Annotated in this window: 22 protein-coding genes; 16 read left to right on the top strand and 6 right to left on the bottom strand. The window is 67.7% G+C overall.

Annotated features, from left to right (window positions below):
• Positions 1-258: 258 nt before the first annotated feature.
• On the bottom strand, positions 259-912 hold the full coding sequence (locus AC1DMQ_RS23065; RefSeq protein ID WP_477035869.1) for an SRPBCC family protein: 654 nt from the start codon (positions 910-912) through the stop codon (positions 259-261).
• Between the two features lie 120 nt (positions 913-1,032).
• Between AC1DMQ_RS23065 and AC1DMQ_RS23060 the strand changes: the two genes are divergently transcribed.
• On the top strand, positions 1,033-1,638 hold the full coding sequence (locus AC1DMQ_RS23060) for a TetR/AcrR family transcriptional regulator (protein WP_477035868.1): 606 nt from the start codon (positions 1,033-1,035) through the stop codon (positions 1,636-1,638).
• Positions 1,639-1,798: 160 nt separating this feature from the next.
• Here the strand turns inward: AC1DMQ_RS23060 and AC1DMQ_RS23055 are convergent, their stop codons facing one another.
• A complete protein-coding gene (locus tag AC1DMQ_RS23055) occupies positions 1,799-2,071 on the bottom strand; it encodes a hypothetical protein (RefSeq protein WP_477035867.1) in 273 nt (90 codons plus the stop codon).
• Positions 2,072-2,239: 168 nt separating this feature from the next.
• Between AC1DMQ_RS23055 and AC1DMQ_RS23050 the strand changes: the two genes are divergently transcribed.
• The gene (locus tag AC1DMQ_RS23050) at positions 2,240-3,565 is read left to right on the top strand and encodes a hypothetical protein (RefSeq protein WP_477035866.1); all 1,326 of its coding nucleotides are present in this window, start codon (positions 2,240-2,242) and stop codon (positions 3,563-3,565) included.
• A 3-nt stretch (positions 3,566-3,568) separates the two neighbouring features.
• Here the strand turns inward: AC1DMQ_RS23050 and AC1DMQ_RS23045 are convergent, their stop codons facing one another.
• Both AC1DMQ_RS23045 and hemB read right to left on the bottom strand, forming a co-directional pair.
• Complete coding sequence (locus AC1DMQ_RS23045; RefSeq protein WP_477035865.1) at positions 3,569-3,949, bottom strand: NUDIX hydrolase; 381 nt, start codon at positions 3,947-3,949, stop codon at positions 3,569-3,571.
• Entirely contained in the window at positions 3,946-4,950 is a 1,005-nt protein-coding gene (hemB, locus tag AC1DMQ_RS23040; protein WP_477035864.1) for a porphobilinogen synthase, read from the bottom strand. The genes AC1DMQ_RS23045 and hemB overlap by 4 nt, the downstream gene beginning before the upstream one ends.
• A 125-nt stretch (positions 4,951-5,075) precedes the next feature.
• Between hemB and AC1DMQ_RS23035 the strand changes: the two genes are divergently transcribed.
• Positions 5,076-6,092 carry a proline iminopeptidase-family hydrolase gene (locus AC1DMQ_RS23035; RefSeq protein ID WP_477035863.1) on the top strand — a complete coding sequence of 339 codons (1,017 nt, stop codon included), beginning with the start codon at positions 5,076-5,078 and terminating at the stop codon, positions 6,090-6,092.
• A gap of 6 nt (positions 6,093-6,098) precedes the next feature.
• Here the strand turns inward: AC1DMQ_RS23035 and AC1DMQ_RS23030 are convergent, their stop codons facing one another.
• Entirely contained in the window at positions 6,099-6,539 is a 441-nt protein-coding gene (locus tag AC1DMQ_RS23030; RefSeq protein WP_477035862.1) for a DUF2147 domain-containing protein, read from the bottom strand.
• A 207-nt stretch (positions 6,540-6,746) separates the two neighbouring features.
• Here AC1DMQ_RS23030 and AC1DMQ_RS23025 point away from each other — a divergent pair, with 207 nt between their 5' ends.
• The 7 genes from AC1DMQ_RS23025 to hemA all read left to right on the top strand — a co-directional run bounded on the left by AC1DMQ_RS23025 (position 6,747) and on the right by hemA (position 13,427).
• Positions 6,747-7,886, top strand: coding sequence for an isobutyryl-CoA dehydrogenase (locus tag AC1DMQ_RS23025; protein WP_477035861.1), 1,140 nt, complete (start codon positions 6,747-6,749; stop codon positions 7,884-7,886).
• Positions 7,883-8,512, top strand: a complete 630-nt coding sequence (locus AC1DMQ_RS23020) for a DUF6968 family protein (RefSeq protein WP_477035860.1) — start codon at positions 7,883-7,885, stop codon at positions 8,510-8,512. The genes AC1DMQ_RS23025 and AC1DMQ_RS23020 overlap by 4 nt, the downstream gene beginning before the upstream one ends.
• On the top strand, positions 8,509-9,138 hold the full coding sequence (locus tag AC1DMQ_RS23015) for a histidine phosphatase family protein (protein WP_477035859.1): 630 nt from the start codon (positions 8,509-8,511) through the stop codon (positions 9,136-9,138). The genes AC1DMQ_RS23020 and AC1DMQ_RS23015 overlap by 4 nt, the downstream gene beginning before the upstream one ends.
• Positions 9,135-10,187: an enoyl-CoA hydratase/isomerase family protein gene (locus tag AC1DMQ_RS23010; RefSeq protein ID WP_477035858.1), complete on the top strand. Its 1,053-nt coding sequence runs from the start codon at positions 9,135-9,137 to the stop codon at positions 10,185-10,187. The genes AC1DMQ_RS23015 and AC1DMQ_RS23010 overlap by 4 nt, the downstream gene beginning before the upstream one ends.
• Before the next feature lie 55 nt (positions 10,188-10,242).
• The gene (locus AC1DMQ_RS23005) at positions 10,243-11,049 is read left to right on the top strand and encodes a class I SAM-dependent methyltransferase (protein ID WP_477035857.1); all 807 of its coding nucleotides are present in this window, start codon (positions 10,243-10,245) and stop codon (positions 11,047-11,049) included.
• A gap of 76 nt (positions 11,050-11,125) precedes the next feature.
• Positions 11,126-12,022, top strand: a complete 897-nt coding sequence (gene mmsB, locus AC1DMQ_RS23000) for a 3-hydroxyisobutyrate dehydrogenase (RefSeq protein ID WP_477035856.1) — start codon at positions 11,126-11,128, stop codon at positions 12,020-12,022.
• Positions 12,023-12,200: 178 nt separating this feature from the next.
• Positions 12,201-13,427, top strand: a complete 1,227-nt coding sequence (gene hemA / locus AC1DMQ_RS22995) for a 5-aminolevulinate synthase (protein WP_477035855.1) — start codon at positions 12,201-12,203, stop codon at positions 13,425-13,427.
• 35 nt (positions 13,428-13,462) lie between these two features.
• On the opposite strand, the gene AC1DMQ_RS22990 is transcribed toward hemA, so the two are convergent.
• On the bottom strand, positions 13,463-13,900 hold the full coding sequence (locus AC1DMQ_RS22990; protein ID WP_477035854.1) for a Ros/MucR family transcriptional regulator: 438 nt from the start codon (positions 13,898-13,900) through the stop codon (positions 13,463-13,465).
• A gap of 212 nt (positions 13,901-14,112) precedes the next feature.
• Between AC1DMQ_RS22990 and glyA the strand changes: the two genes are divergently transcribed.
• The 6 genes from glyA to AC1DMQ_RS22960 all read left to right on the top strand — a co-directional run bounded on the left by glyA (position 14,113) and on the right by AC1DMQ_RS22960 (position 18,699).
• A complete protein-coding gene (gene glyA, locus AC1DMQ_RS22985) occupies positions 14,113-15,417 on the top strand; it encodes a serine hydroxymethyltransferase (RefSeq protein ID WP_477035853.1) in 1,305 nt (434 codons plus the stop codon).
• A gap of 31 nt (positions 15,418-15,448) precedes the next feature.
• A complete protein-coding gene (gene nrdR, locus AC1DMQ_RS22980) occupies positions 15,449-15,922 on the top strand; it encodes a transcriptional regulator NrdR (RefSeq protein ID WP_056444757.1) in 474 nt (157 codons plus the stop codon).
• A 114-nt stretch (positions 15,923-16,036) separates the two neighbouring features.
• The gene (locus tag AC1DMQ_RS22975) at positions 16,037-16,501 is read left to right on the top strand and encodes a 6,7-dimethyl-8-ribityllumazine synthase (protein ID WP_477035852.1); all 465 of its coding nucleotides are present in this window, start codon (positions 16,037-16,039) and stop codon (positions 16,499-16,501) included.
• Positions 16,498-16,959, top strand: a complete 462-nt coding sequence (nusB, locus tag AC1DMQ_RS22970) for a transcription antitermination factor NusB (protein ID WP_477035851.1) — start codon at positions 16,498-16,500, stop codon at positions 16,957-16,959. Before AC1DMQ_RS22975 ends, nusB begins: the two co-directional genes overlap by 4 nt.
• Entirely contained in the window at positions 16,868-18,016 is a 1,149-nt protein-coding gene (gene thiL, locus AC1DMQ_RS22965) for a thiamine-phosphate kinase (RefSeq protein ID WP_477035850.1), read from the top strand. Before nusB ends, thiL begins: the two co-directional genes overlap by 92 nt.
• A 152-nt stretch (positions 18,017-18,168) precedes the next feature.
• Positions 18,169-18,699, top strand: a complete 531-nt coding sequence (locus AC1DMQ_RS22960) for a hypothetical protein (RefSeq protein WP_477035849.1) — start codon at positions 18,169-18,171, stop codon at positions 18,697-18,699.
• Positions 18,700-18,717 lie beyond the last annotated feature (18 nt).

Genomic DNA, 18,717 nt, shown 5'->3' with positions numbered 1-18,717 from the left:
ATACACGCGCTTTGTCCCCGTTCGACGCCGACGGCGGGCGGGCTCCCCAACGATGGGAGTCCCCGGACACGCTGAAGTAACCCCCTCCAGCCCAGTCCCGCTCGATCGCCCCCCGCCGCCGCATCGGTCGCTGGCCATGCGCCCTTTCCATGCGGCGAGGTGGGATCAGGATACGGGCGCCGCGAAAGGGTGAGGGGATTAAAGATTTAGAACTTTGATTTCAGCGACTTGATCGAAGTTGGAGAGGGGATGGAGCGCCTACTTCCCCGTCACGGCCTTGTCCGCGTCGGCGTTCCGCTCGGCCCCGTCGCCTTTGGTCCGGTCGATCGGGCCGTTCTGGAACCGCCTCTTCAGCTCGGCCAGCGTATAGGCGTTGCCCCATTCGAAGTGGCCGTAGACCGTCTGGGCCTCGGGGCTCGCGCCATAGCCGGTGTTGGTGATCCGCACGCGCGTGCCGCCGACGATCGGATCGAACTCCACCACCGTGACCGTCTTCTGGAACTCGCCCTGGCCCGCGAAGCCCTTCGGGGCCTGGATGTTGCGGATCACCAGCAGGTGGTCGGGGATGTAGGTGACGATCTGGTTCTTGATGTTGTTCGGGTCGCCGATCGCGGCCTTCGGGTCGTAGCTGGACTCGATCTCGCCCCCGGTGCGCAGGTCGATCCGCGCCACGGCGACCGCCCAGCTCTTGAAGCCTTCCGAGGTGGCGAAGGCCTCGAACACCGCGCGCGGCGGGGCGGGGACGTCCATGGACAGCTGCAGGGCCTTCTGGCCGGCGGCGTCGACATAGCTGGTGTTGCTCACGCCCGGGAAGTCGCGCCAACTGCGCGTCTGCTGGGGCGTCTGTTGGGCTTGAGCGCCCTGCGCAAAGACCAGCAGCGCGCCGGCCGCGATCAGCATCGACTTCAACATGCGCTTCCCCTCCCAGGGCTTGCCCAAGGGCTTGAATGATCGTTCAAGCTAGACATGACTTGATCGATCATTCAAGCCTTGAGTTGACCGATCGTTCAAGCGCGGGGTACGCAAGAGGCCATGGCGCCTTCCCATCCCCTCGACACCCGGCGACGCATCCTGCTGACGGCGATGGAGCTGTTCGCCGCCAAGGGCTACGGCTCGACCTCGGTGTCGGACATCCTCTCGCGGTCGCAGGCCAACAGCGGCAGCCTCTATCACTTCTTTCCGGGCAAGCAGGACGTGCTGATCGGGGTGCTGGAGATGTACCGCGACGGCATCGAGCAGATGCTGCTGGACCCAGCCTGGCGCGGCGTCGAGGACCCGATCGAGCGCATATTCGCCCTGCTGGCGGCCTATCGCGGCATGCTCCTGGAGAGCGACTGCCTGTACGGCTGCCCGATCGGCTCGCTGGCCCTGGAGTTGCACGAGCCCGACCCGCCGGTGCGAGAGCTGCTGGCGGCCAACTTCCGCAAATGGACCGGCGCGATCGAGGGCTGCCTCAAGGACGCCGGCGACGGCCTGCCGCCGGGCGTGGACCTGCGCGGCCTTTCGGAATTCATCCTGACGACGATGGAGGGCGCGGTCATGCAGGCCCGCACCCATCGCGACATCGGGTTCTTCGACCGCAGCATCGGCCAACTGCGCCAGCACATGGCGCTGCTGGCCTCGCGGCAGACGGCTTAGAGGCTGTCGACATTCAACGCCGTGCTTGGTCCTCGTCCTTCGACAGGCTCAGGATGAGGACCATTTTGCAGGCGTCGGCAGAAAGAAAACCTCATCCTGAGCTTGTCGAAGGACGAGGTTTTCGCTTCCCGGGGCGAAGGTCGATCCACTCCTGGAGCCTCTACCGCCCTTCGGTCCAAAGGTTCAGCGGCTGCTTTTCCTCGTGGCGCACCAGGATGGCGTAGCCGATCGCGAACACCACGATCCCGATGATCAGGCCGCCCCAGAAGCCGGCGGGGCTGGCGAACCACAGGGTCAGGGTCGTGATGGTGGTGGCCAGGCCCAGCATGCACCATCGCAGGAGGATGCTGAATCCGTGATAGGTCTGCTCGTGGGCGAGCAGTTCGGGTTTCCCGGTGTCGTTGAAATCGGCGTCCCTAATATCGGCGGGCATGCGTCACCTCCGCTATCGTTGAGGTTCGAACCGGGCCGTCGTACGCGGCCTCGGGCCGAACACTGAGAACACCCTAAGCCCGTTCCCGGTTTCGCGCGAGGGGTGGGCCGGGCGGACCCGGCGTCTTATAGATCGATCGGAAGTTTCGGGGGGATCATGAAGTCGAGAATGGGTGCGATCCTGGCGGTTGCCATGGTGCTGGGCGCGTGGTCGAACGCCTCGGCAGGAGCCAAGTTGGATGCCGACGAGATCGCGCGCTTTCAGAAGGCCGCCTTTAGGGGAGACTGCACCGGCTACGCCGCCGTTGCCGAGGCGCTGCTTGCCCAGTCCGAAAAGGATCGCACCTCGTCCACGCCCTACGTCCTGGCGTCAGCCTCGCTCTGCGCGGCCAAGGCGGAGCAGTGGGCGTTGTCCGAGAGCTTGGCGTTGCGGATGTATCCCAAGACGTTTGACGGCGCGCGAGACTGGCTGCTCAGCGTGCCGTTGGAGCGCTTGGTGGTCGAGTTGGCGGACATGCCGAACGGCGCACCGATCGCGCTGCGCGTCATCGAGGGTAACAACCAAGTGGCGGGTCAGTATCCTGGCGACCTGCAACGGCGGCAGGAGGCGCTGAAGGTCGCCCGCGCCACGGCGCTCTACACGCTGGGGCGAGCGGGCGAAGCGGCCGCCTTCATCGATCCCAAGGCCCTGGAGATGCAGGTCGACCGGCGGTTCGAAGCCACCTGGGCGTCGCCCGCGCAAGTGGCTGCCGACAACGTAGCCCGATATGAAAAGACGCTGGACGGCTCAGCTCAGATGGTCAATTCGGGCTTGCGCTTCGAGGCCGCCATGGCCCTGAACCGCACTCCGGTTGCTGTCGCCGCTGCTCGCGAGATGATGAGGTCCGGCGGCTCGTTCGGGCTCTCGAACGACTGGGACGAGGTAAATGCCCGGACCGCGCTGGGCTTGGCCCTGATGCGGGCGGGGCGGGTCGATGCAGCCCTCGAGGCCTATGACGAAGGCGCGCCGCCAGAAAACGGCCGAGACACGACCTTCTACCGGCGCCGCGCGGACGGTCTGACGGCCTTGATGCTTATAAAGGCCGATCGGGCCGCCGAGGCGCGGGAATTGCTGGCCAAGCTCAAGGCCCTGCCGATCGGCGAGGACCTGGGCGCCGTCGCGGTTCTCGACGCGTGCGCGAGCAAGCTCATGGGCGGCGCGGGTCTGCCGGACGGGCAGGCCGTATGGATCGGCACGGTCTCGAATCTGGACGCTCTGCTGTGCGCAGCGTCCGAGGACGAGGTCGCGGCGCAGCTCGTCAGGACACTGGAACGGCCGGCGACGCGATTGGGAGCTCTGGTGGCGCTGCAAACCCATCTTGAGCCGCCGCCTCTTGGGAAGACGGAGGCCGCGATGCGAGCGCGGCGGGCCGCCTTCCTGAACCGGCCTGACGTCAAGGCCGAGATCGCCCGCCGAGGGCGGGTGCTGGCGACTGGAACCTACGCGCAGGAATAGCGCCTAGAGAGCCGTCAGAACCACCCGCATCAGCGGCGCCAGCACGATGTCGCCCGGCGCGGCCGGGTCGATCCAGGCCAGTTCCTCGATCTCGGCGCGGGCGGCGATGTCGCCCTCGACCTGGGCCAGGTAGGTCGCGGCGCGCACGGTGAAGCCCGGCTCGTTGGCGGCCGGGGCCTCGAAGGCGCCCAGCAAGGTCGCGCCGATCAGCCGGCAGCCGATCTCCTCGTCCAGTTCGCGGGCCAGGGCGGTGATGTCGTCCTCGCCGGGCTCGCGCTTGCCGCCCGGCTTCATGAAGATCGCCGTGCCGCGCTTGCGGACCACCAGCATGCGGCCGGCCTCGTCGCGGATCACGGCGGTGACGATGTCGATGACGGCGCTCACGCCCCCAGCTTCTCCGCCGCCCACGGCGCGAAGTAGCTGATGATTCCGGCGGCGCCGGCCCGCTTGAAGGCGGTCAGGCTTTCCAGGATGGCGCGGTCCTTGTCGATCCAGCCGTTCTGGGCCGCGGCCATGATCATCGCGTACTCGCCCGACACCTGGAAGGCGTAGGTGGGCATGCGGAACTCGTCGACCAGGCGGCGCAGGATGTCGAGATAGGGCATGCCCGGCTTGACCATGATCATGTCGGCGCCCTCGGCGATGTCGAGCGCGACCTCGCGGATGGCTTCCTCGGTGTTGGCCGGGTCCATCTGGTAGGTCTTCTTGTCGCCCTGGCCAGCCGAGAGCTTGGCCGAGCCGATGGCGTCGCGGTACGGGCCGTAGAAGGCCGAGGCGTACTTGGCGGCGTAGGACATGATCATCGTGTCCTGGAAGTTCGCGCCTTCCAGGGCCGCGCGCAGCTTGCCGATCCGGCCGTCCATCATGTCGGACGGGGCCAGGATGTCGGCGCCGGCCTCGGCTTGCATCAGCCCCTGTTCGATCAGGCGCTCGATGGTCGGGTCATTCAGGATCCTGCCGCCCTCGACCACGCCGTCGTGGCCGTGGTCGGTGAACGGATCCAGGGCCACGTCGCACATGATGCCGACCTCGGGGGCGGCGTCCTTCATGGCCTTGACCGCGCGGGGGATCACGCCGTCGGGGTCCGAGGCGATCGAGCCGCTGGCGTCCTTCCGCGACCCGTCGATGTGCGGGAAGATGGCGATGGCGGGAATGCCCAGGTCGCGGGCCCGCACGGCGGCCTTGGCGGCCTCCTTGACCGACAGGCGCTCGACGCCCGGCATCGAGGCGACCGGGATCACGCCTTCGCCCTCGTGCACCACCATCGACCAGATCAGGTCGGACGGCTCCAGCGTGGTCTCGCGGACCAGGCGGCGGGTCCAGTCGGCCTGGCGCAGGCGGCGCAGGCGCGTGGCGGGGTAGGGGGCGAGCGGAGGCGTGGTCATGCCCCACGGTTTCGCGCGAGCGGCGGCGCGAGGCAAGGCGGTTGGTTGCTTAAGGGCGCTTGCCGGGCGCTCCGGTCTGGCCAATGCTCGTCCTCGGCTGATCAGGACTCGAGCGGGGCGATGCGATGAAACGGCTTGTGATGGCGATCGTGGCTTTGCTGACCTCCCTGTTCGCGACCGGCGCCGAGGCGCGGCAGACGCCGCCGGCCGGCTATTACGACACCAAGGCGCCGGACGCCTGGGCGGGCGGGGTCAGGATGGTCGACATCGACACGCCGTCGGGCAAGTTCCGCGTCTGGACCAAGCGGGTCGGCTCGAACCCCAAGCTGAAGGTGCTGCTGCTGCACGGCGGCCCGGGCGCGACCCACGACTATTTCGAGCCCTTCGACAGCTACTTCCCGGCCCAGGGCATCGAGTACATCTACTACGACCAACTGGGCTCGGGGCGCTCGGACAAGCCGACCGACACCAAGCTGTGGACCATCGAGCGCTTCGTCGACGAGGTGGAGCAGGTGCGCAAGGCGCTGGACCTGGGTCCCGAGAACTTCTGCGTGCTGGGCCACAGCTGGGGCGGCGTGCTGGCGATCGAGTACGCGCTGAAACACCAGGCCAACCTGAAGTGCGTCGTGATCTCGAACATGATGGCCTCGATCCCGGCCTACAACGACTACGCCAACACCGTGCTGATGCCGGAAATGGATCAAGCGCAGCTGGCCAAGGTCAAGGCGCTGGAAGCGGCGGGCAAGACGTCCGACCCGGACTACATGGGCACGCTGATCCCGATGCACTACGAAAAGCACATCCTGCGCCGGCCCGCCGACCAGTGGCCCGAACCCGTGACCTATGCGTTCGGGCAGCTGAACACCGAGCTCTACACCCTGATCCAGGGACCCAGCGAACTGGGCGCCAGCGGGCTGCTATTGAACTGGGATCGCTTCGCCGACCTCAAGCGCATCGGCGTGCCGACCCTGGTGATCGGCGCCAAGTACGACACGATGGACCCGGCCTATATGGAGAAGATGTCCAAGGAGCTGCCCAAGGGGCGGTATCTCTACCTGGCCAACGGCAGCCATCTGGCGATGTACGACGACCAGGCGAACTACTTCGCCGGCCTCACCGCGTTCCTGAAGGGATTGAACTAGCCTGGACTACGGAGCGTAGCTGGCCTGAGTGTCGTTCTTGGCGGTGACGGCGTCGATCCGGCGCCAGACCTGCGCCTTGCAGATCAGGCCGCCCAGGACGCAGCCCTTGGCCTTCATCGTGCGGGCGTCGATGAACTCGGCTGTGCCCACCAGGGTGACCTTCAGGGTCGGCACGAAGACCTTGCCGCGCATGGCGCCGTTCTTGGTCGGCTCGAAGTCGCGCAGCAGCTGCTGGCCGACCAGGGTGGTCAGGCCGCTCTTGCGCGCGTCCGCCTCGGCCTTGGGGCTGGCATAGACCACGGTGCCGCAAGTGCTGTGGCCGCAGTCGCGGATCGCGACGCGGACATTGTCCTTGGGCCCGGTCCAAACGCCCAGATCGGCGGCTTGAACCGAGGTCACGGTGAACAGCGCCGCGAGGGCGGCGAAAACGGCAGTGAACTTACGCATGACAGAAAGACGACGCCTCCGATAACCGCGATTTATACAGAGGACGCAGCGGTTCAAGGGCGGTGCGACATTTCGTTCCCGCTTTTTGCGCGTTGCAGCATTCAAAGTCACCGAGTGGGATATGATTGACACAGTCGTCGGCGCGCGGCACGTCAGCGGCCAAGAAGGCGAGGGGTTCACTCTGCCCCGCTTGGGAGGATATCGCGCATGGATTTCGCGCTCAACGACGATCAACGCGCTATTCAGGACATGGCCTCGGGCTTCGCGGCGGAACGCCTTGCCCCGCATTCCGCCGAGTGGGACGAGAAGAAACACTTCCCGGTTGATGTGCTGCGCGAGGCTGCGTCCCTGGGTTTCGCGGGCATCTATGTCCAGGACGACGTCGGCGGCAGCGGCCTGTCGCGTCTCGACGCCTCGATCATCTTCGAAGCCCTCAGCTACGGCGACGTGCCGACCGCGGCCTATTTGACGATCCACAACATGGCGTCGTGGATGATCGACCGGTTCGGCTCGGACGAGCTGCGCCAGCGCTACCTGCCGCGCCTGACAACCATGGAGCTGATCGCCAGCTACTGCCTGACCGAGCCGGGCTCGGGCTCGGACGCGGCCAACATGCGCACGACCGCGCGGCTGGACGGCGACCACTACGTGCTGAACGGCGGCAAGGCCTTCATCTCGGGCGGCGGGGTGTCGGACGTCTATGTGGTTATGGCCCGCACGGGCGTCGACGGCGCCAAGGGCGTCTCGGCCTTCGTGGTCGAGAAGGGGGCGCCGGGGCTCAGCTTCGGGGCCAACGAGCGCAAGATGGGCTGGAATTCGCAGCCGACCGCGGCGGTGAACTTCGACGACTGCCGCGTGCCGGTCGCCAACCGGATCGGCGGGGAGGGCGAGGGTTTCCGTTTCGCCATGATGGGACTGGACGGCGGGCGGCTGAACATCGCCTCGTGCTCGCTGGGCGGCGCCCAGTTCGCCCTCGACACCGCCAAGGCCTATCTCGAGAGCCGCAAGCAGTTCGGAAAAGCCCTGAAGGACTTCCAGGCCCTGCAGTTCAAGCTGGCCGACATGGCCACCGAGCTGGAGGCCGCCCGCCTGATGGTGCGCCGCGCGGCGCATGCGCTGGACAACAAGGACCCCCAGGCCACCAAGCTGTGCGCCATGGCCAAGCGCTTCGCCACCGACGCCGGCTTCCAGGTGGCCAACGACGCCTTGCAGCTGCACGGCGGGTACGGCTACCTGCAGGACTATCCGCTGGAGCGCATCGTCCGCGACCTGCGGGTGCACCAGATCCTGGAAGGGACCAACGAGATCATGCGGGTGATCATAGCGCGCGAGATGTTCCGCCAGTGAGGGAGGTCGAGGCCTCTCTGTCGCCTGGCGTCGCCTGCGAGCGGACCTACCAGGTCGTGGTCCGAGGGAAGCCCAAGCCGCTGCTCTGCCGATGGTTCGTTCCGGAAGCGCATCCGGAAGGCGGCTGGGATTGCCGGATCGAGCTGACCTGGCCCGACGGGCGCGTCCAGAACACACATGCGGGCGGCGTCGACTCGACCCAGGCGCTGCTCCTGGCCGTCGACAAGGTCATGACCCTGATCCTGACCCGCGATGAGTCCATCTACTGGTTCGAAGAGCACGACGACCTGGGCCTGTCCCGCCCGGACTATCTCGCCGAAGACCTCGCCGAGCGGAAAGCGGACTTCGACGCCCGCGTGCGCAGCCACCCGCTCTGGACCCCGGTCAGCGCGATCCTGTCCGCCGACTGGGATCCGTTCGTCCGCTCGTCGGCGCGGGAAAAGTATCAACTCCAGGTGCGCCAGCTGATCGGCAGGCTGCAACAGCGGGAGCCGGCGGAGCGGATCGCGACGTTCCTCAGCGAGTTCCGGGACCATATCGCCGGTAGCGAAGGCTTCGAGAACGACGCCACGACGGACATGGTCACGGTCGACAAGCTCCAAGCCCTGGTGGAAGAGGCCAAATGATCTATCTCTGCCGCCACGGCGAGACCGAGTGGAACCGCGCGCATCGGCTGCAAGGGCAATGCGAGTCCGACCTGACGCCGCTGGGCCGCGCCCAGGCCGGGGCGATGGGCGACCTGCTGCGCGATCTGGTCCAGCGCGACGCCGACCGGCCCTGGCGCATCGTGGCCAGTCCGCTGCGGCGGGCGCGGGACACGGCCGGGATCATCGGCGCGAAGCTGGGCTTGCCGGTCGAGTTCGACGACCGGCTGATGGAGCTGACCGTCGGCGAGTGGGAAGGCCGGCTGCGCTCCGACCTGGAGCGCGAGCATCCCGAACTGTTCACCGACCGCACCTGGTTCTTCGCGGCGCCGGGCGGCGAGACCTACGACCAGGTGATGGCGCGGGTGTCCGACTGGCTGTCCGAGCAGGCCGCCGAGCCCGAGCGCCGGCTGATCGTGGTCAGCCACGGCATAGCCGGCCGGCTATTGCGCGGCGCCTATGCGGGTCTGTCGCCGATCGAGACCCTGGAGCTGGACGTGCCGCAGGACGCCCTCTACCGACTGCACGCCGGCCAGCTGGACCGCTTCGACTGCGAGCCGGTCGAAGACCCCGAGCTCGCCAAGGACACCGCCAAGGAAGCCGTATGATCGACCAACCCGAAGTCCTTGTCCGTGTTCAGAAAAACGTCGGCCGGCTGACCCTGAACCGTCCCCAGGCCCTGCACGCCCTGACGCAGACCATGTGCGAGATCATGATCGCCGCCCTGCTGGATTGGCAGGAGGACCCCGAGATCTACATGGTCATCATCGACCATGCCGGCGAACGCGGCTTCTGCGCCGGCGGCGACATCCGCATGCTGGCCCACAGCGGCGCGGGCGACGCCAAGGAGGCGCGGGCCTTCTTCCACACCGAGTACCAGCTGAACCACCTGCTGTTCACCTACGACACCCCGGTGGTCGCCATCCTCGACGGCGTGGTGATGGGCGGCGGCGTCGGGATCTCGATGCCGGCCCACTTCCGCATAGCCACCGAGCGCACGACCTTCGCCATGCCCGAGACCGGCATCGGCCTGTTCCCGGACGTCGGCGGCGGCTGGTACCTGCCACGCCTGCCGGGCAAGGCGGGCCTGTGGCTGGCCCTGACCGGGGCGCGGATCAAGGGCGCGGACTGCCTGCGCCTGGGGATCGCCACCCACTTCGTCGAGTTCGGCGCGATCGAAGGCCTGAAGAAGGCGATCATCGCCGACCCGCGCCGCATCGAGGACACGCTGAAGAAGTACCGCGCGGACGCCGGCAAGGCGCCGCTGGTCAGCTTCGAGCAGGACCTCAACCGCCTGTTCGTCGGCGACAGCGTCGAGCAGATCTTCGAGTTCCTGGAGGCCGACAGCAGCGATTGGGGCAAGGCGCAGCTGGCCGTCATGAAGACCAAGTCGCCCCAGACCCTGAAGGTCGCCTTCCGGCAGCTGGAGGCGGGGGAAGCGATGACCGACTTCGCCGACAACATGGCCATGGAATACCGGATCGGCTCGCGCGTCGTTCGCAGGCACGACTTCATCGAAGGCGTCCGCGCGGTGATCATCGACAAGGACAATGCGCCCCGTTGGGACCCGGCCACGCTTGAAGACGTCACCGACGCCATGTTGGATGAGATTTTCGCGCCGTTGCCGGCCGATCAGGAATGGTCACCGCTGACGTAGCGTGAATGCTGCGCTAGCTTGCGGCCAACAAGAAGACGTCGTCGGAAGGAATACCATGCGTAAGCCGCTACTCAGCCTCGTCGCCGCGCTCGCCCTGGCGGGCTGCGCCACGTCTCCGATGGGCCCCATGGCGCCGCCTCCGCCGCCTCCGGCCGACGCGCCCGCCGCGATTCCGGCCAACATCGCCGCGGCCCTGTCCGATCCCAACCGTCCCGCCGCCGACATGGTGCGCGACGAGAACCGCCTGCCGGGCCAGACCCTGTCGTTCGCCGGCGTCAAGCCGGGCGCCAAGGTCGCCGACCTGATCCCGGGCGGCGGCTATTTCACCCGCATCCTGTCCAAGGCCGTCGGGCCGCGAGGCCACGTCTACGCCTATGTGCCGGACGAACTGACCAAGCTGGCCAAGCGCGAGCCGGCCGTGAAGGCCATCGCCGCCGATCCGGCCTACAAGAACGTGTCGGTGATCCTCAACACGCTGCCCAGCTTCAACGCGCCCGAGAAGCTGGACCTGGTGTTCACCGCCCAGAACTACCACGACATGCACGACAAGTTCATGGGCCCGGCCGACCTGTCGGTGGTCAATCGCCAGGTGTTCAAGGCGCTGAAGCCCGGCGGCGTCTATCTGGTCGTCGACCATTCGGCCGAGCCCGGCTCGGGCCTGCGCGACACCGAAACCCTGCACCGCATCGACGCCGAGGCGGTGAAGCGCGAGGTGACCGCCGCCGGCTTCATCTTCGAGGGCGAGAGCCGCGTGCTGCGCGACCCGTCCGACACCCGCAAGCTCAGCGTCTTCGACCCGTCGATCCGCGGCAAGACCGACCAGTTCATCTACAAGTTCCGCAAGCCGGCCGGGGCGCGGTAACCGCCTCAACCCAACCGAGTTCAACGATAAGAGCCGCGCCCATGAGGCGCGGTTCGCATTTGCAGGGAGTAGCAGCATGACCCGCATCGCCTTCATCGGCCTGGGCAACATGGGCGGCGGCATGGCCGCCAACCAGGCCAAGGCCCAGCATCACGTGAGGGCCTTCGACCTGTCGGCGGCGGCGCTGGAGAAGGCCGTGGCGGCCGGCTGCCACGCGGCGGGCTCGGTGGCCGAGGCGGTCGCGGACGCCGAGGTGGTGATCACCATGCTGCCGGCCGGTCCGCACGTGCGCAGCGTCTATGGCGAGCAGGTGCTGGCCCATGCGCCCAAGTCGGCCCTGCTGATCGACTGCTCGACCATCGACGTCGAGAGCGCCCGGGCCGTGGCCGGGCAGGCGAGGGCGGCGGGCTTCCGCTTCGCCGACGCGCCGGTCTCCGGCGGCGTCATGGCCGCCGAGGCTGGTACGCTGGCCTTCATGGTCGGCTGCGACGCGGCGGACTTCGCGGCCGTCGAGGCCGCCCTGGCCCCGATGTCGCGCGCGACGATCCACGCGGGCGACCAAGGAGCGGGGCAGGCGGCCAAGATCTGCAACAACATGCTGCTGGGCATCTCGATGCTGGGCACGTGCGAGGCCTTCGCCCTGGCCGAGAAGCTGGGCCTGGCCGCTGATCGCTTCTTCGAGATCGCCAGCAAGTCGTCCGGCCAGTGCTGGTCGGTCTCGACCTACTGTCCGGTCCCCGGCGTGGGCCCCGCCACGCCCGCCGACCGCCACTACGAGGGCGGTTTCGCCACGGCGATGATGCTCAAGGACCTGAAGCTGGCCCAGGAGGCCGCCGCCAAGGCCGGCGCCTCCACCCCGATGGGCGCCCAGGCCGAGGCCCTCTACGCCCTGTTCGACGGCAACGGATTCGGCGGCAAGGACTTCTCGGCCGTGCTGCAGATGCTTCGCGGAAAAATAGCCGAGCTTAATTGACACACTCGGAGCGAGAGTTCTCTTTTAGCTGTTCGTTCGCGAAGGCGGCGCGTCCATTCGCGTCATATCTATCGCTAGGTATACGCCCTTATGTGGACAGGGCGCGTCGCTGGTGCGAAAAGCCGAGCCTTGAGAAGGGACCGATCGGACTCGCCGAAGTCCGTCGGGTGAAGTGACCATGGACTACAAAGCCGCGTTCCAGACCGCCGTCGACCAGATCCGCGATGAAGGCCGCTATCGGGTGTTCGCCGATGTGAAGCGCCATCGCGGCGCCTTCCCGCGCGCCACCTGGACCCGTCCGGACGGCGGCGAGAGCGACATCGTGGTCTGGTGCTCGAACGACTATCTGGGCCAAGGCCAGAATCCCGTGGTGCTGGACGCCATGCACGCGGCGATCGACCAGCACGGCTCGGGCTCGGGCGGCACGCGCAACATCTCGGGCACCAACCATCACCATGTCGAGCTGGAGGCCGAGTTGGCCGATCTGCATGGCAAGGAAGCGGCCCTGCTGTTCACCTCGGGCTACGTCTCCAACGAGGCCAGCCTGTCGGCGCTGCAGAAGATCCTGCCGGGCCTGATCATCTTTTCGGACGCCCAGAACCACGCCTCGATGATCGCCGGCATCCGCAACGGCGGCTGCGAGCGTCACATCTTCCGCCACAACGACCTGGCTCACCTCGAACAGCTGCTGATCGCCGCGCCGGCCGACGCGCCCAAGCTGATCGCCTTCGAGAGCGTCTATTCGATGGACGGCGACATCGCCGACATGGCCGGGACCGTGGCCCTGGCCAAGAAGTACGGCGCCATGACCTATCTGGACGAGGTCCATGCCGTGGGCATGTACGGCCCGCGCGGCGGCGGCGTCGCCGAGCGCGACGGCCTGATGGACCAGATCGACATCATCGAAGGCACCCTGGGCAAGGCGTTCGGGGTCATGGGCGGCTACATCACCGGCGACGCCGTGGTGGTCGACGCCATCCGCCTGGTCGCCTCGGGCTTCATCTTCACCACCTCGCTGCCGCCGGCCCTGACCGCGGGCGCGCTGGCCAGCGTCCGCTATCTGAAGCAGCACCCGGAGGTCCGCGAGGCCCACCAGGAGCGCGCCAAGACACTGAAGGCGATGTTCAAGGCCGCCGGCCTGCCGGTGATGGAGAACGACAGCCACATCGTGCCGGTGCTGGTCGGCGACCCCGTCCACACCAAGCTGATCAGCGACATGCTGCTGGCCGACCACGGCGTCTATGTGCAGCCGATCAACTACCCGACCGTGCCGCGCGGCACCGAGCGCCTGCGCTTCACCCCCACGCCGTTCCACACCGACGACATGATGCGCAAGCTGGTCGGGGCGATGGAAAAGCTGTGGGCCCACTGCAACGTGGCCCGCATGGGCGGCCACGCCGCTTAAGAGCCCAAGAGGACGCCCGCTTCTTCGAAATCGCCCTAACGCCCCCGCATCTTGCCCTTGCCCAGGCCGATCGACTTGGCGAAGTCGGACCGGCGCTCGGCATAGGCCGGGGCGACCATCGGATAGTCGCCGGGCAGCGACCATTTGCGGCGGTATTCCTCGGGGCTCATGTCGTAGTGCGTGCGCAGGTAGCGCTTGAGCATCTTCAGCTTCTTGCCGTCTTCCAGACAGACGATGTAGTCGCGCTGCACCGAGCGCGAGACCGGCACCGCCGGCTTGCCGCGTTCGGCGGGCTGTTCGGGCTGCGTGGTTCCCAGCGCCGAGAGCGCGCCGTGGACGGATCTGATGAGCTCGGGGATCGCCGTGCGCGCCACCGTGTTCTGGGCCACGTAGGCCGCGACGATTCCAGCACTGAGGCCCAGGATATCGACGTCGTTGTCGTTGGTTTCCGCCTCGCCGTACGCCGTCGCCATACTCGTCCCGCCCTGTCTTTCGATCTGATCGGAATCGTCAAAACGCCCGCTGCGCCAGCTGTACTGGCGCGGGTCCCTTCGCAACGCTTCGGCTTGGGACGAGGTTCCCGGATTGATCGCGGCGCGAAGGGGGGTAAAGAGAGCGCGACCGAACTCCGCCCGAGTCCGAACCAACCACATCCTTCCAGTCTCCCAGCCCCAGGAGAGCGTCCATGACCGCACCGGCCAACAACATCACCGCCGACCAGAGCGCTTTCTTCGGGGCCGACCTGGCCGCTGCCGACCGCGACATCTTCGATCGCATCGGCCTGGAGCTGAACCGCCAGCAGAACCAGATCGAGCTGATCGCGTCCGAGAACATCGTCTCGCGCGCCGTGCTCGAGGCCCAGGGCTCGATCCTGACCAACAAGTACGCCGAAGGCTATCCGGGCAAGCGCTACTACGGCGGCTGCGAATATGTCGACGAGATCGAGACCATCGCCATCGAACGCGCCAAGGCGCTGTTCGGGGCCGGCTTCGCCAACGTCCAGCCGCACTCGGGCTCGCAGGCCAACCAGTCGGTGTTCATGGCGCTGCTGCAGCCGGGCGACACCTTCCTGGGCATGGACCTGGCCGCCGGCGGCCACCTGACCCACGGCAGCCCCGCCAACCAGTCGGGCAAGTGGTTCAAGCCGGTGTCCTACACCGTGCGCCAGCAGGACCAGCTGATCGACTACGACGCCGTCGAAGAGGTCGCCAAGGCCAACAAGCCCAAGCTGATCATCGCCGGGGGCAGCGCCTACAGCCGCCAGATCGACTTCGCCCGCTTCCGCCAGATCGCCGACGAGGTCGGGGCCTATCTGATGGTCGACATGGCCCACTTCGCGGGCCTGGTGGCCGGCGGCGTGTTCCCCAGCCCCATCCCGCACGCCCACGTGGTCACCACCACCACCCACAAGACCCTGCGCGGCCCGCGCGGCGGCATGGTGCTGACCAATGACGAGGCGATCATCAAGAAGGTCAATTCAGCGGTGTTCCCCGGCCTGCAGGGCGGCCCGCTGGAGCACGTGATCGCCGCCAAGGCCGTGGCCTTCGGCGAAGCGCTGCAGCCGGCCTTCAAGGCCTACGCGCAACAAGTGATCGACAACGCCCGGGCCTTGTCCGAGGCGCTGCAGACCCAGGGCGTCAACATCGTCTCGGGCGGCACCGACAGCCACCTGATGCTGGTCGACCTGCGGCCCAAGGGCGTGACCGGCCGCGACGCCGAGCACAGCCTCGAGCGCGCCCACATGACCTGCAACAAGAACGGCGTGCCGTTCGACACCGCGCCGTTCACCGTGACCTCGGGCATCCGCCTGGGCACCCCGGCCGGCACCACCCGCGGCTTCGGCACGGCCGAGTTCACCCGCGTCGGCCAACTGATCGGCGAGGTCGTCAACGGTCTCGCGACCAACGGTCCCGACGGCAACGCCGAGGTCGAGGCCAAGGTGCGCGAGGAAGTCCTGGCCTTGACGGCCCGGTTCCCGATCTACAACTAATAGGCCAATCGCGGTCGGGAGGGCCTAGATCATGCGCTGCCCGTTCTGCGGCCACATGGAAAGCCAGGTTAAGGACAGCCGCCCGTCGGAAGACGGCGCGGCCATCCGTCGTCGTCGGCTGTGCCCGGAGTGCGGCGGCCGCTTCACCACCTTCGAGCGGGTGCAGCTGCGCGAACTGACGATCCTCAAGCGTTCGGGGCGGCGCTCGCCGTTCGACCGCGAGAAGCTGGTGCGCTCGATCTCGATCGCCACGCGCAAGCGCCCGGTCGATCCCGAGCGGGTCGAGCGGATGGTCAACGGCATCGTCCGCCAGCTGGAAAGCCAGGGCGAGACCGAGCTGCCGTCCTCGGCGGTGGGCGAGATGGTGATGAAGGCGCTGAAGTCGCTCGATGACGTCGCCTATGTCCGCTACGCCTCGGTCTATCGCGATTTCCGGGAAACTAGCGATTTTGCAAAGTTTCTTGGGCAGGAAGGTCTGAGCGACGTCGCCGAAGACGAGCTATAGGCGCATTCTATGATTCGGTTTCGGCGGCGCAGGCCGCCGGGACGACGATTCGATTTGGCGACGGCGCCGTTTGGTGCGAAGTGACCGGTCCCGTCGAGGAGAATTCTAAGGACTATGGTGGAAGACAAGATTCGCCTGCTGATCGTGGAGGCCCGGCGCTATTCGGGGCTTTCCGACGCGTTGCTGCAAGGTGCGGCGCAGGCGATCGACGCCCAGGGCGCCGAGTACGACGTGATCACCGTGTCCGAGGCGATGCAGATCCCCACCGCCATCGCCCTGGCCGAGGAAGCTGGTCACCGGCCCGTCGGCGTGCGCTATGACGGGTTCGTGGCGCTGGGCGTCATCATGCGGGGCGAGACCTATCATTCCGAAGTCATGGCCAACGAAACCGCGCGCGGGCTCAACGACCTGTCGTTCGGCAAGCGCCTGGCCATCGGCTACGGCGTCGTCAACGTCGACGAGGAGGACCAGGCCTGGAGCCGGGCCCGCGTTTCCGAAGGCGATCGCGGCGGCAAGGCCGCCCAGCAGTGTTTGGAGATCGTGGGTTTGAAGCGTCAACTGATGGGACAAGCCCGATGAGCCGGGGCGATCGCATCCAGCCGCGCTCGGTGGCCCGCCTGGCCGTCGTCCAGGCCCTGTATCAGATGGAGCAGTCCGGCGTCGGCGTCGACGCGGTGGTCCGCGAATTCTCCGAGCATCGCTTCGACCGTGACGTCGACGGGCCCGACACCGATCGCCTGGCCCAGGCCGACGAGACCTTCTTCGCCGAACTGGCCAAGGGCGTCGTCGCCCACCAGGCCGCTGTCGACCAGGCCATCGTCCGGCGACTGGCCTCGGGCTGGAAGCTGGAGCGCCTGGACGCCACCGCCCGCGCGGTGCTGCGCTCAGGGGCTTACGAGCTGATGCACCGCCCCGACGTGCCCAAAGAGGTCGTGATCGACGAATATGTCGAGATCGCCAAATCCTTCTTCGAGGGACCGGAATCCGGTTTCATCAACGGCGCCCTGGACGCCATCGCGCGTGACGCCAGAAGCTGACGACGATTGGTTCGACGAGCCGACGGCGGAAGCGCCGGCGGTCGACGATGCGTGGTTCGACGAGGCCGCGACGCCCGCCGCCGCGCCGCCCGTCGACGAATTCGGCCTGATCGAGCGGCTGCTGCGGCCGCTGACCCGTGGCGACGCCGCGGCGCTGAACCTGCTGGACGACGCGGCCGTGCTGCCCTCGCGCCCCGGCTACGACCTGGTGATCACCAAGGACGCCATGGTGGCCGGCGTGCACTTCCTGGCCGGCGAGGACCTGGATGTCATCGCCAAGCGGCTGCTGCGCACCAACCTATCGGACCTGGCGGGCAAGGGCGCGGTTCCCTACGGCTATTTCCTGGCGGTGGGCTGGCCCTCGGGCACCACCCTGACCGACCGCGAGACCTTCGCGCGCGGCCTGGCCGAGGACGGCGAACTCTACGACATCAACCTGCTGGGCGGCGACACGGTCACCACCTCGGGCCCGATGGTGGTCTCGGCCACCTTCCTGGGCTGGGTGCCCAGCGGCGACGCCGTGCTGCGCAAGGGCGCCCGGGTCGGCGACCGGTTGATGGTCAGCGGCACGATCGGCGACGGCTGGCTGGGCCTGTTGGCCCACTGGGGCGAGGTCGAGGATCCCGACGGCGGCCTGGTGCGGCGCTATCGCCTGCCGCCGCCGCGCCTGGCCATCCGCGACGCCCTGCGCGCCTACGCCCGCGCCGCCGCCGACGTCTCCGACGGCCTGCTGGCCGACGCGGCCCACGTGGCCAAGGCCAGCGGCCTGCGGGTCAATGTCGACCTGGACCGCCTGCCGCTGTCGCCCGGCGCCCGTCACTGGCTGGGCGCCCAGCCGGAAGCCGGCGAGGCCCGGATGTCGCTGGCCTCGGGCGGCGACGACTACGAGATCGTCTGCGCCGTCGATCCCACCGACGTGGCCGCCTTCCAGGCCGCCGCCATGGCCGCCGGCGTCCCCGTGCGCGACATCGGCGAGTTCGTGGAAGGCGAGGGGATCTGCGCCCTGTTCAAGGGCAAGGACATCACGCCCGAACGTCTGGGCTGGCTGCACGGCTAGACCGTGCGTCCTTCGAGGCTCGCCTGCGGCTCGCACCTCAGGATGAGGAATTCCGTACAAACGCTCCTCATGGCGCCCGCGTAGCGGGCCTCGAAGGACGCACGGCGTCGCCGGAAACCAAACCTCAAGCCTTGTTGGTTAAAGAGGCAGGCATGACCCGTCCTTCGCTCCTCGCCCGCCGCGCCTTGCTGACCGCTTCGCTGGCCCTGCTGGCGACGCCGTCCTTCGCGCGGTCGGCCAAGAAGGAGAAGAAGGGCGGCAAGGAAGGGGAGGGCGAGGAAGCGCCCGATCCGGTGATCAAGCTGCAGTCGATGGCCCTGCCGGTGATCGCCGGCGGCAAGCTGGTCAACTACGTATTCCTGCAGTCGACCATCACCCTGAAGCCCGGCGTGCCGACCACGATCTTCGAGGGCAAGGAGCCGCAGCTGCGCGACGCCATCGTCCGCGAGGCCCACAGCAAGCCGTTCGTGCGCTCCGACAGCTATGTCGCCCTCGACGAAGCCCGCCTGAAGGCCTCGATCCTGCGCGAGACCAACGGCCTGATCGGGCCGGGCAAGGTGGCGCTGGTGACGGTCGTCAAGCAGACGCCGCGCAACTTCGTCCCGCCGCCCGCCAAGCCCGGGACGCCCGTCAAGCCGGCGCCCAGCACCGCCCCGGCGGGCGACCCCAACCTCGTTCCCTAGGCGCCGCGCCGGCTCTAC

The sequence above is a fragment of the Caulobacter sp. 05L422 genome, from assembly GCF_056397765.1.
Note: the sequence above shows the minus strand (reverse complement) of the source record. Positions and strands in the feature narration are given on the sequence as shown.